Raw genomic sequence first — 12,441 nt, forward strand, 5'->3', positions numbered from 1 at the left:
GGATACATTCAACCGCGGTAGTCGCAAAGAGGCACGAGTATAAACCGCCAGCGCGGCGCATTGATGACCATTGTCGGGCTGGCACGATCAGTGCCCTTGCGGCAGGTGCTTCCACCAGCCACAGAATTCATCCAGCGCAGTCCACAGGCTGACCTTGGGCTGGTAGTCCAGGTACTGCCGGGCGCGGCTGATATCCAGGGTGAAATCCCGGCTCATCACCTGCATGCCCAGACGCGACAAGGTCGGTTGCGGGCGCCCCGGCCAAAGCATGCAGGCCGCTTCGTTCAGCGCCGCCAGGCTGTAGGCCAGGCCGTATGGACGGTAGCGGGTAACCTGGGGCAGCTGCATCTGGCGCATCACGTAGTTGACCACGTCCCACAAGGGCAGCGGCTGGCCGTTGCTGATGTTGTAGGCCTGGCCCAACGCCCGGTCTTCGGCGAACAGCGCACTGAGCAGCGCGTCGTTGAGGTTGTGCACGCTGGTGAAATCGACCTTGTTCAAGCCATTGCCAATGATCGCCACCCGGCCTTTGCGCTGCATCTGCATCAGCCGCGGAAAAATGCTGGCATCGCCGGCACCGGTAACGAAGCGCGGGCGCAGGGCCAGCACTTCAAGGCCAAACTCCTGGGCGCCGAACACCTTCTGCTCGGCCAGGTGCTTGGTTTGCCCGTAGTGGTCATGGAAGCGACGCGGTACCTGGTCTTCGCGGATATCCAGGCGCGAGCGGCCATTGAAGTAGATCGACGGCGACGACAGGTGCACCAGGCGCCGCACGTGCTCTTTAAGGCAACCCTCGACCACGTTCTCGGTGACCACCACATTGCCCTGATAGAAGTCCTGGTAGCGCCCCCAGTTACCGACTGCGCCAGCACAATGCACCACCGCCTCGACGCCCTGGCACAGGCGCCGGGCCAGTTCGGCGTCGCCCAGGTCGCCGGGAATGAACTGGGCGCCGCGCTTGACCAGGTGCTCGACCCCTTCGGCACGACGGCCGCTGACCCGCACGTCCAGGCCCTGCTCCAGGGCGAAGCGCGCAAAGCGTCCACCAATGAAGCCACTCGCGCCGGTGACCAGAATTCGCATGTATCACTCCGTCTTGCCAGATTTCAGATGCAACTGACGCCAGCCGCAGCTACAAGGGCACCAACCATTGCCGTGCGCGATGCCGCAGGTGGTCGGTCAGTTGCGCGAGCAGTTGCCCGCCATTGCGCCAATGATGCCAGTACAGCGGCACATCGATGGGGGTATCGCTGCAGATTTCCACCAACTGGCCGCCGGCCAGTTGCTCGCGAGCCTGCAGTTCGGGTACCAGGCCCCAGCCCAGCCCGGCCTCGGTCATGCGCAGGAAACCTTCCGAGGACGGGCACAGGTGATGCAGGAAACCGTCCTCGATACCCAACGAGGCCAGGTAGCGGTGCTGCAGGAAGTCGTCAGGCCCGTACACGATCGCTGGCGTACGAGCCAGGCGGCTGGCGACGAAGCCTTCGGAAAAATGCCGTGCCATGAACCCGGGGCTGGCCAGCGCCCGGTAGCGCATCGCGCCCAATGGCAGGCTGCGTGCCCCGGCCACCGGCCGTTCGCTGCCACACAGGCAAGCCGCCACTTCGCCAGCGCGCATGCGCTTCAGGCCGACTTCCTGATCTTCTACCACCAGGTCGGTGAGCACGTTCTGCTGCGCGCAGAAGTCGCCCACCGCACCGGCCCACCAGGTGGCCAGGCTGTCGGCATTGAGGGCGATGCGCAGGCGCTCCGGCATGCCTTCTTCATCAAGGGCCGGCACCTGGCGCTGCAGGTCGCGCTCCAGCAAGCGTACCTGCTGCACGTGGTTCAGCAACTGGCGGCCGACATCGGTCGGGCTGGGCGGCGTAGCACGCACCAGCACCGGCTGGCCTACGCGTGCTTCAAGCAGCTTGATGCGCTGGGAAATGGCCGATTGCGACAAGCCCAGTACCTGCGCAGCACGTTCAAAACCACCCTGTTCGATCACCGCGGCGAGGGCGGCCAGCAGCTTATAGTCGAACATCGATTTTCCTAATGCCTGATCAGCTTTATTGGTTTTTCTTATACAACCCATAACCGCACAATAGCCAGCATCTTTTATGCGCTTTTTGGAGAATTCGGCCATGTGGCAAAGCTATCTCAACGGCATGCTGGTGGCTTTTGGCCTGATCATGGCCATCGGCGCGCAGAACGCCTTCGTTCTGGCCCAGAGCCTGCGCCGCGAACATCACCTACCAGTGGCGGCACTGTGTATCGTCTGTGACGCCATCCTGGTGGCCGCCGGCGTGTTCGGCCTTGCCACCGTGCTGGCCCACAACCCCACCTTGCTGGCCGTGGCCCGTTGGGGCGGCGCGGTGTTCCTGATCTGGTACGGCGCCAAAGCCCTGCGCAGCGCCTGTTCCAAACAAAGCCTGCAACATCAGCAGGGCCAAGGCACACGTTCGCGGCGTGCGGTGCTGCTGAGTGCCTTGGCAGTGACCCTGCTGAACCCCCACGTGTACCTCGACACGGTGCTGCTGATCGGCTCGCTTGGCGCCCAGCAGACTGAGCCCGGGGCCTACGTGGCGGGAGCGGCCAGTGCCTCCCTGCTGTGGTTCTCGACCCTGGCGATTGGCGCAGCCTGGCTTGCACCTTGGCTGGCACGGCCGGCGACCTGGCGCATGCTCGACCTGATGGTGGCGGTGATGATGTTCGCGGTAGCGGCGCAGTTGATCTTCAACTGACCTGGGTTCGGCATGGCATGTTTATCGCCTGGGAGATCGAGCGCGGCGCTTCGCGGGGCAAGCCCGCGCCCACAGGCACCCCACAGGCTTGAGGCTGATGCAGTACCTGGCGAAACAACTGGCTTGATCAAAACCTGAAAGCTGGCGCGATCATGGTTGGAGCAACTGTCTTGCTCAATGTCTGGAATCTGACGCGGTCCACCTTGTGGGAGCGGCCTTGTGCCGCGAAGCGCCGCACTGGCGGCGCTCGGTTTCACAGGCGCTACAAGTGTTAAGGCAAACACCACCGGTCGGCACAGCCGAACCGCTCCGGAACCTCTATTCCCTATGTTTGTTGCGTGGTTATGCGCCGGGCCCGGTGCTATGATCCAGCCCTTGCGTCGCAAAGAGTACAAACTCGCCGACGCTTATCGGGCCGCCCGTGATCGGCCTTGCGCAAACCGCAAACAGACCTGAATCAGGAGATCCACCATGGCTTTTGAATTGCCGCCGCTGCCGTACGCCCACGATGCCCTGCAGCCGCACATCTCCAAGGAAACCCTGGAGTATCACCACGACAAGCACCACAACACCTATGTCGTGAACCTGAACAACCTGGTCCCAGGCACCGAATTCGAAGGCAAGACCCTCGAAGAAATCGTCAAGGCCTCTTCGGGCGGCATCTTCAACAACGCCGCTCAAGTCTGGAACCACACCTTCTACTGGAACTGCCTGTCGCCAAACGGCGGCGGCCAGCCTACCGGTGCACTGGCTGACGCCATCAACGCCGCTTTCGGTTCCTTCGACAAGTTCAAGGAAGAGTTCACCAAGACTTCGGTTGGCACCTTCGGTTCCGGCTGGGGCTGGCTGGTGAAGAAAGCTGACGGTTCCCTGGCCCTGGCCAGCACCATCGGCGCCGGCTGCCCACTGACCAGCGGCGACACCCCGCTGCTGACCTGCGACGTCTGGGAACACGCCTACTACATCGACTACCGCAACCTGCGTCCGAAGTACGTCGAGGCGTTCTGGAACCTGGTCAACTGGGCCTTCGTTGCCGAGCAGTTCGAAGGCAAGACCTTCAAGGCCTGAGTCATCCAGCCTTGATCCAAAAAACCCGGCCTCGTGCCGGGTTTTTTGTGCCTGCGCGCTGCCACAGGGATGCAGCAGGGCCACAAGCAGCGCCGTATCCATGGGCGCAGGGTTACCCGCCATGGGCAGGCACGGTTTTGCTTGCTCAGCCCGCATAGCGCGCTAACATCAAACCTCTGGAAGATTGATACAGCGCATTCAAGTTGCGGGGTCAGGCAACCGATACACTGCTCATGGTCGGGCGGTAGTGTATCGTCATCGTTGATGGCAAAATGATGCCATGCGCATGGATTAAGGAAACCCCATTGAAGCTGGAATTGCGGAACAGCTTGTCGGTCAAGTTGCTCAGGGTCGTGCTGTTGTCGGCGTTGGCGGTCGGCGTCGTGCTCAGCTGTGCGCAAATCGTCTACGACACCTACAAGACCCGCCAGGCCGTGAACAACGATGCCCAGCGCATTCTCGACATGTTCCGCGACCCATCCACTCAGGCGGTGTACAGCCTCGACCGCGAAATGGGCATGCAGGTGATGGAAGGCCTGTTCCAGGACGAATCAGTGCGCATGGCGTCCATCGGTCACCCCAACGAAACCATGCTGGCTGAAAAGTCGCGCCCGCTGCGGGACACGTCGATGCGCTGGCTGACCGACCTGATCCTTGGCCAGGAACGCACCTACACCACGCAACTGGTCGGCCGTGGCCCCTACAGCGAGTACTACGGCGACCTCAGCATCACCCTCGACACGTCGTCCTACGGCGAAGGCTTCCTGATCAACGCGGTGATCATCTTCATCTCCGGTGTGTTGCGGGCCTTGGCCATGGGCCTGGTGCTGTACCTGGTCTACCACTGGCTGCTGACCAAGCCGCTGTCGAAGATCATCGAGCACCTCACCCAGATCAACCCCGACCGCCCCAGCCAGCACCAGTTGCCGCTGCTCAAAGGCCACGAAAAAAACGAACTGGGCCTGTGGGTGAACACCGCCAACCAGCTGCTGGCTTCGATCGAGCGCAACACCCACCTGCGCCATGAAGCAGAAAACAGCCTGCAACGCATGGCCCAGTACGACTTCCTCACCGGCTTGCCCAACCGCCAGCAATTGCAGCAGCAACTGGACAAGATCCTCGTCGACGGCGGCCGCCTGCAGCACCGCGTGGCTGTACTGTGCGTGGGCCTTGACGATTTCAAGGGCATCAACGAGCAGTTCAGCTACCAGGTCGGTGATCAGCTGCTGCTGGCCTTGGCCGACCGCCTGCGTGCCCACAGCGGCCGCCTGGGCGCCTTGGCACGGCTGGGCGGCGACCAGTTTGCCCTGGTGCAGGCCAATATCGAGCAGCCCTACGAGGCCGCCGAACTGGCGCAAAGCATTCTGGATGACCTTGAAGTACCGTTCGACCTCGACCACCAGCAAATCCGCCTGCGCGCCACCATCGGCATCACCCTGTTCCCCGAAGACGGCGACAGTACCGAGAAGCTGCTGCAGAAAGCCGAACAGACCATGACCCTGGCCAAGGCCCGTTCGCGCAACCGCTACCAGTTCTACATCGCCAGCGTCGACAGCGAGATGCGCCGCCGCCGCGAGCTGGAAAAAGACTTGCGCGAAGCGCTGCCGCGCAATCAGCTGTACCTGGTGTACCAGCCGCAGATCAGCTACCGCGACCACCGCGTGGTGGGTGTCGAGGCGCTGCTGCGCTGGCAGCACCCGGAGCTGGGCATGGTGCCGCCCGACCAGTTCATCCCGTTGGCCGAACAGAACGGCAGCATCATCAGCATCGGCGAATGGGTGCTCGACCAGGCCTGCCGGCAGTTGCGCGAATGGCACGACCTGGGTTTCAGCGACCTGCGCATGGCGGTCAACCTGTCCACCGTGCAGCTGCACCACAGCGAGCTGCCGCGGGTGGTCAACAACCTGCTGCAGGCCTACCGCCTGCCGCCGCGCAGCCTGGAGCTGGAAGTCACCGAAACCGGCCTGATGGAAGACATCAGCACCGCCGCCCAGCACCTGCTGAGCCTTCGCCGCTCCGGGGCGCTGATAGCCATCGACGACTTCGGCACCGGCTACTCGTCGCTCAGCTACCTGAAGTCACTCCCGCTGGACAAGATCAAGATCGACAAGAGCTTCGTCCAGGACCTGCTCGACGACGATGACGACGCCACCATCGTTCGCGCCATCATCCAGCTGGGCAAGAGCCTGGGCATGCAGGTAATCGCCGAGGGCGTGGAAACCGCCGAGCAGGAAACCTACATCATTGCCCAAGGCTGCCACGAGGGCCAGGGCTACCACTACAGCAAGCCGCTGCCGGCGCGGGAGCTGAGCCACTTCCTCAAGCAAGCACAGCGTAACCAGGTTTCGATGCTCTAGGCCCACCTGCGCGGTTACAGCCTGTAGCCGGCATTTGAATGAATTGCACGTCAGCCCCTTTACAGCAAATGCAAATCTTTCGCATGATGTTGCGGTTTCGCGTGCCTCGGCGCACTGTCCAACCACACGACGCAGGAAAACCAATAATGATTCGAATGCCCCTGGCCTCCGCCAGTCTGCTGGCCATCGCCATCGCCCTCGCCGGTTGCGGCGAAAAAGATGACAAGGCTGCCGCTCCGCAAGCCCAGGCTCCTGCTGCTGCCGCCAGCACCACCGCTGCGGCACCCGGGGCTGTCGACGAAGCCGCCGGCAAAGCCGTGGTCAAGCATTACGCCGAAATGGTCTACGCCGTATACAGCGACTCGCTGAGCACCGCCAAAACCCTGCAGACCGCTGTCGACGCGTTCCTCGCCAAGCCCAGCGATGAAACCCTGAAGGCCGCCAAGGAAGCCTGGTTCGCCGCACGCGTTCCTTACCTGCAGAGCGAAGCCTTCCGCTTCGGCAACACCATCATCGATGACTGGGAAGGCCAGGTGAACGCGTGGCCGCTGGACGAAGGCCTGATCGACTACGTAGACAAGAGCTACGAGCATGCCCTGGGCAACCCGGCCGGCAGCGCCAACATCATCGCCAACACCGAGATCCAGGTTGGCGAAGAGAAAGTCGACGTCAAGGACATCACCCCTGAGAAGCTGGCCAGCCTGAACGAACTGGCAGGTTCCGAAGCCAACGTCGCCACTGGCTACCACGCCATCGAATTCCTGCTCTGGGGCCAGGACCTCAACGGCACCGGCCCAGGCGCTGGCGCCCGTCCGGTTTCCGACTACCTCGAAGGCCAGGGCGCCACGGGTGGCCACAACGACCGCCGTCGTGCCTACCTGAAAGCAGTCACCCAGCTGCTGGTCACCGACCTCGAAGAAATGGTCGGCAACTGGGCGCCGAACGTCGCCGACAACTACCGCGCCAAGCTGGAAGCCGAGCCGGTCACCGACGGCCTGCGCAAGATGCTGTTCGGCATGGGCAGCCTGTCGCTGGGTGAACTGGCGGGCGAGCGCATGAAGGTTTCGCTGGAAGCCAACTCGCCAGAAGACGAGCAAGACTGCTTCAGTGACAACACTCACTACTCGCACTTCTACGACGCCAAGGGCATTCGCAACGTCTACCTGGGCGAGTACACCCGTCCGGACGGCACCAAGGTCAGCGGCCCGAGCCTGTCGTCGCTGGTAGCCAAGGTTGACCCGGCGGCCGACGCTACCCTCAAGGCCGACCTGGAAGCCACCGAAGCCAAGATCCAGGTGATGGTCGACCACGCCCTCAAAGGCGAGCACTACGATCAACTGATCGCCGCCGACAACGCTGCCGGCAACCAGATCGTACGTGACGCCATCGCCGCCCTGGTCAAGCAGACCGGTTCGATCGAGCAGGCGGCGGGCAAGTTGGGTATCGCCAACCTGAACCCGGACACTGCGGATCACGAGTTCTGATCCGGTAACCGCGCCTCACCCCAAACGCCCGGCCTTGTGCCGGGCGTTTTCGTTTGCACGGCAGGGGCTGCAATTCCCGCTGCCTGGCATGCGCCGCGATAGTCATCCTGCTGACCTTCATTGGATCAACAAGCAGGAGGCACAGTGCTGCAGGTTCTTGATGTCTGGGGCGAAGGCCGAATCGTCCAGCGGGTGAAAGGGAAGGACCTCGTTACTGGGTTCCGTGACGCCTACAACCTGAACAAAGCCGGCCAACGGATTTCCAACGGCCCCTTCACGGGCGAGCACATTCCCAACCTGATTCTCGTCTACGAGTACGACGCCCCCGACTTCCCCCTGGACGATCGCGCGATTCCCCATGTGACCCTGATGGGTGCTCCCATCACTTACCACGTGGCCCTGGAGATGTGCAGGGTGGTTGCCCGCCCCGGCAAGATCTACCTGTATGACCCCAATGAAACCGACCGCAGGATGTTCGAGGCCGTTGCCTTTACCCAAGGGCTGCAGCTACTGGGGCGCTTTGACCCCGCCGAACTCGACCCGCCCTTCAACGAGATCACCCTGCTTGCAGCGTACGTCTACCGCAGCCCAAGCAGCCCGTTGCCACGCCCAGACAACCGACCGTAAAAGGACCCTCACATGGCCAGCGTCACCTACTTGCGCTCCATCGCCAACAACACGCCCTACACCTTGACCGTGATCGACGGTGAAAACCGCAGCCATAGCCTGGCAATCGGCGCCCAGCACGCCTGGAATGGCTCGCTGGCCGTTCCGTGGATCGGTAAATCCAGTGAAAACCACAAAGCCTTGCGCTTGATCCTCGGCCCGGCGGCCGGTACCAGCATCTGGCTCTACCAGGATTACTGGCAACCCGCGCACGAGGACGCGATCAAACAGCTCACTGCCAGCACCATGGAATATGCCAGTGAAGAGGCTGTCGAGGTACCCGGCGACAATCGCAATGGCGGCAACAAGAACCTGATCATCAACCTGGTCAATCGAGAGTTCACGCTTTACATGGCGTGAGTGCCTCGAAAGGCGACGATTTCATCGAGCAAACGCAAATTGCTCTTATTCAATGATCCTGGGCCTGCTAAGCTTGCACGCCGGTTTTTTGCTCAAGCCCAGGATCCTTGATGTCCTTGTCGCTGTCTCGACTTTCCCCCGTGCTGCTGGCCTTCGCCCTCGCCGCCTGTGATGACGCCCCGCGTTTCACCCAGGCCGAGCCCGGCGAAGCCTTGTCGGCTGGCAAGGCGACCGTGCAGCGTGCCGACCGTAACGCCTATTCCCTGCCCTCGGCCAACCTCTCGCCCGAGCGCCGTCTGGATTTCGCCGTAGGCAACAGCTTTTTCCGCAACCCGTGGGTGATTGCCCCATCCACCACCACCGCCCGTGACGGCCTTGGCCCGCTGTTCAACACCAACGCCTGCCAGAACTGCCACGTGCGCGATGGCCGCGGCCACCCGCCAGAGCCAGGCGACAGCAACGCAGTAGGCATGCTGGTCCGCCTGTCGATCCCCGACCAACCCTACCTGGCCAAGGTGATCGAACGTCTCGGCGTGGTACCGGAGCCGGTCTACGGCACCCAACTGCAGGACATGGCCATCCCCGGGGTCGCTCCGGAAGGCAAGCTACGGGTGAGCTACACCAGCGAAACGCTCACATTCAGGGACGGCCAGCAGGTCGAGCTGCGCAAGCCGGCCCTGCAGATCACCCAGCTCGGCTATGGCGTGATGCACCCTGACACACGGTTTTCGGCACGCGTGGCGCCGCCGATGATCGGCCTGGGCCTGCTCGAAGCCATCCCTGAGGCCGACCTGCTGGCCAACGAAGACCCGGACGACCGCAACCGCGACGGCATTCGCGGGCGGGCCAACCGGGTGTGGGACGACGCTCAGGGCAAGACCGTGGTCGGCCGCTTCGGCTGGAAAGCCGGCCAGCCCAACGTCAACCAGCAGAACGTGCACGCCTTTGCCGGCGACATGGGCCTGACCAGTACCCTGCAGCCCAAAGACGACTGCACCCCGGCCCAAACCGACTGCCTGGCCGCGGCCAATGGCGATGGCGCGGATGGTGAGAAGGAAGTCAGCGACAACATCCTGCGCCTGGTCACCTTCTACACCCGCAACCTGGGCGTGCCGGCCCGCCGCGACGTGGGCTCGCCACACGTACTGGCTGGGAAGAACCTGTTCTACCAGGCAGGCTGCCAGGGTTGCCATACCCCGCAATTCACCACCGCCGCCAATGCCGCCGAGCCGGAACTGGCCAACCAGGTCATCCGCCCCTACAGCGACCTGTTGCTGCATGACATGGGCCCGGGGCTGGCTGACGAGCGCACCGAATTCGCCGCCAATGGCCAGGACTGGCGTACCCCGCCACTGTGGGGCATCGGCCTGAGCGAAACGGTCAGCGGCCACAGCCAGTTCCTGCACGACGGCCGCGCCCGCAACCTGCTTGAAGCCGTGCTCTGGCACGGGGGCGAAGCCGAGGCGGCACGCAACTTCGTACTCACTTTCGATGCCGAGCAGCGCACTGCGTTGCTGGCGTTCCTGAACTCACTTTAAAACGCGCTAAGGAGCCGGGCATGTTCCGACCCAAACTGTTGTTCACCAGCCTCGCCGCACTCGCCCTCGGCGCCTGCTCGCCGCAGGACCCGCAAGCCGTGACCTCCGCCGCCATCGCCAAGCAGGTGATCCTGCCCACCTACAGCCGCTGGGTCGAAGCCGACCGCATGCTGGCGGCCAGCGCTCTGGCCTACTGCGAAGGCAAGGAAGACCTGGACAAGGCCCGCACCGACTTCCTCAACGCGCAAAAAGCCTGGGCCGAGCTGCAACCGCTGCTGGTCGGCCCGCTGGCCGAAGGCAACCGCGCCTGGCAGGTGCAGTTCTGGCCCGACAAGAAGAACCTGGTCGGTCGCCAGGTCGAGCAACTGGTCAACGGTGACAAGCCAGTCGATGCCGCGGCCCTGGACAAGGCCAGCGTGGTAGTGCGCGGCCTGTCCGCCTACGAGTACATCCTGTTCGACAGCAAACCGGACATCGCCACTGCCGAGCAGAAAGCCCGCTACTGCCCGCTGCTGGTGGCCATCGGTGAGCACCAGAAGGCCCTCGCCGAAGACATCCTCAAGAGCTGGAACAGCACCGACGGCATGCTCTCGCAGATGACCAAGTTCCCTAACCAGCGCTACGCCGATTCCCACGAGGCAATCGCCGACCTGCTGCGTTCCCAGGTCACCGCCCTGGATACCCTGAAGAAGAAGCTGGGTGCGCCAATGGGCCGCCAGAGCAAGGGCATCCCGCAACCGCTGCAGGCTGAAGCCTGGCGCAGCCACAACTCGATGAAGAGCCTGGAAGCCACCCTCAAGGCGGCCGAAACCGTCTGGGTCGGGGTCGACAACCAAGGCTTGCGCGGCTTGCTGCCCAGCGATCAGAAAGCGCTGGCAGACAAGATCGACGCCGCCTACGCTGCCTCGCTCAAACTGCTGGCCGATAACCAGAAGACCCTTGGCGAGCTGCTGGCCGACGACGCTGGCCAGCAAACCCTCAACCAGATCTACGACAGCCTCAACGCCGTCCACCGCCTGCACGAAGGCGAGCTGGCCAAGGCGCTGAACATCCAGCTGGGCTTCAATGCCAACGACGGTGACTGATCATGCTGCGACGCCAGGCCCTCAAACTCGGTAGCGTATTGCTCAGCGCCCTGACGCTGGGCGGCTGGAGCCTGTTCCGCAACAAAAGCAGCGAGCCCCTGCTGCTCTCGGCGCGTGACGATGGCGACGGCAAGCACTATGCCGTCGGTTTCCGCCTGGACGGCACCCAGGTGTTCAGCACCGAGGTCGCCCAGCGTTGCCATGCCATCATCCACCACCCCGAGCAGCCGATCGCCCTGTTCGTCGCCCGCCGCCCGGGTACCGAAAGCTACCTGGTCGACTTGCGCGACGGGCGCCTGCTGCAAACGGTGGCCTCGCAACCGAACCGACACTTCTACGGTCATGCCGTGGTGCACAAAGGCGGCGAATGGCTGTATGCCACCGAGAATGACACCAGCGACCCGGGACGGGGCGTGCTTGGGGTGTACCGTTTCGAAGGCGAGCGCCTGGTGTACACCGGCGAAATCCCGACCCATGGTATCGGCCCCCACGAGGTTGCCTGGCTACCCGACGGCGAAACGCTGATCGTGGCCAACGGCGGTATTCGTACAGAAGCCGAAAGCCGGGTCGAGATGAACCTCGATGCGATGGAGCCAAGCCTGGTGCTGATGCAGCGCGACGGCACCCTGCTGAGCAAGGAAACCCTGGCCCAGCAGATGAACAGCGTGCGCCACCTCGCGGTGGGCAGCGATGGCACTATCGCTGCCTGCCAGCAGTTCATGGGCGATGCTGACGAAACGGCCGAGTTGCTGGCAATCAAGCGCCCGGGCGAGCCATTCAAGGCTTTCCCGGTGCCGGAACGGCAGCTGCAGGCCATGGCCCAGTACACCGCCAGCGTCGCCATTCACAGCGAGCTGCGCCTGGTGGCGTTGACTGCACCCCGGGCCAACCGCCTGTTCGTCTGGGACCTGGACAGCGGCGAGGTGCGGCTGGATGCACCGATGCCCGATTGCGCAGGGGTGGGTGCGGTGAAAGACGGTTTTGTCGTCACCTCCGGGCAGGGCCGTTGCCGCTTCTATGATTGCACCAAGGCCGAACCGGTGGGGCAACCGATGAACCTGCCGTCCGGCTTCTGGGACAACCACCTGCATCTCGTCTGATTTTTCTGTTACCTGAACCTGCCTTATCGCCGGCAAGCCAGTGGCTCCTCTAAGCGCGCT

General features: G+C 63.3%; 11 protein-coding genes. 9 read left to right on the forward strand and 2 right to left on the reverse strand.

The window, feature by feature from the left end; translation table 11 throughout:
* Positions 1 to 87: 87 nt before the first annotated feature.
* Together OO258_RS17350 and OO258_RS17355 are read right to left on the reverse strand one after the other, a co-directional pair.
* Positions 88 to 1,083, reverse strand: coding sequence for an NAD-dependent epimerase/dehydratase family protein (locus tag OO258_RS17350; protein ID WP_110742643.1), 996 nt, complete (start codon positions 1,081 to 1,083; stop codon positions 88 to 90).
* Positions 1,084 to 1,132: 49 nt separating this feature from the next.
* Entirely contained in the window at positions 1,133 to 2,023 is an 891-nt protein-coding gene (locus OO258_RS17355; RefSeq protein WP_266031849.1) for a LysR family transcriptional regulator ArgP, read from the reverse strand.
* 100 nt (positions 2,024 to 2,123) lie between these two features.
* On the opposite strand from OO258_RS17355, the gene OO258_RS17360 reads away from it, so the two are divergent.
* The 9 genes from OO258_RS17360 (at position 2,124) to OO258_RS17400 (ending at position 12,381) form a co-directional block, all read left to right on the forward strand.
* Positions 2,124 to 2,723 carry a LysE/ArgO family amino acid transporter gene (locus OO258_RS17360; RefSeq protein ID WP_266031850.1) on the forward strand — a complete coding sequence of 200 codons (600 nt, stop codon included), beginning with the start codon at positions 2,124 to 2,126 and terminating at the stop codon, positions 2,721 to 2,723.
* Positions 2,724 to 3,194: 471 nt separating this feature from the next.
* Positions 3,195 to 3,791, forward strand: a complete 597-nt coding sequence (locus OO258_RS17365; RefSeq protein ID WP_060508514.1) for a superoxide dismutase — start codon at positions 3,195 to 3,197, stop codon at positions 3,789 to 3,791.
* Between the two features lie 305 nt (positions 3,792 to 4,096).
* On the forward strand, positions 4,097 to 6,148 hold the full coding sequence (locus OO258_RS17370; protein ID WP_177410694.1) for a putative bifunctional diguanylate cyclase/phosphodiesterase: 2,052 nt from the start codon (positions 4,097 to 4,099) through the stop codon (positions 6,146 to 6,148).
* Positions 6,149 to 6,294: 146 nt separating this feature from the next.
* Positions 6,295 to 7,632, forward strand: coding sequence for an imelysin family protein (locus OO258_RS17375; protein ID WP_110742639.1), 1,338 nt, complete (start codon positions 6,295 to 6,297; stop codon positions 7,630 to 7,632).
* A gap of 144 nt (positions 7,633 to 7,776) precedes the next feature.
* Positions 7,777 to 8,259 carry a hypothetical protein gene (locus tag OO258_RS17380; RefSeq protein WP_266031851.1) on the forward strand — a complete coding sequence of 161 codons (483 nt, stop codon included), beginning with the start codon at positions 7,777 to 7,779 and terminating at the stop codon, positions 8,257 to 8,259.
* A gap of 12 nt (positions 8,260 to 8,271) precedes the next feature.
* A complete protein-coding gene (locus OO258_RS17385; RefSeq protein ID WP_266031852.1) occupies positions 8,272 to 8,658 on the forward strand; it encodes a hypothetical protein in 387 nt (128 codons plus the stop codon).
* Between the two features lie 110 nt (positions 8,659 to 8,768).
* Positions 8,769 to 10,196 (forward strand): di-heme oxidoredictase family protein, encoded by a 1,428-nt coding sequence (locus OO258_RS17390; protein WP_266031853.1) that lies wholly within the window; start codon positions 8,769 to 8,771, stop codon positions 10,194 to 10,196.
* Between the two features lie 20 nt (positions 10,197 to 10,216).
* The gene (locus OO258_RS17395) at positions 10,217 to 11,281 is read left to right on the forward strand and encodes an imelysin family protein (RefSeq protein ID WP_266031854.1); all 1,065 of its coding nucleotides are present in this window, start codon (positions 10,217 to 10,219) and stop codon (positions 11,279 to 11,281) included.
* A 2-nt stretch (positions 11,282 to 11,283) separates the two neighbouring features.
* On the forward strand, positions 11,284 to 12,381 hold the full coding sequence (locus tag OO258_RS17400) for a DUF1513 domain-containing protein (protein ID WP_266031855.1): 1,098 nt from the start codon (positions 11,284 to 11,286) through the stop codon (positions 12,379 to 12,381).
* Positions 12,382 to 12,441 lie beyond the last annotated feature (60 nt).

This window comes from Pseudomonas sp. DCB_BI (assembly GCF_026240995.1).
Taxonomy (GTDB): Bacteria; Pseudomonadota; Gammaproteobacteria; order Pseudomonadales; family Pseudomonadaceae; genus Aquipseudomonas.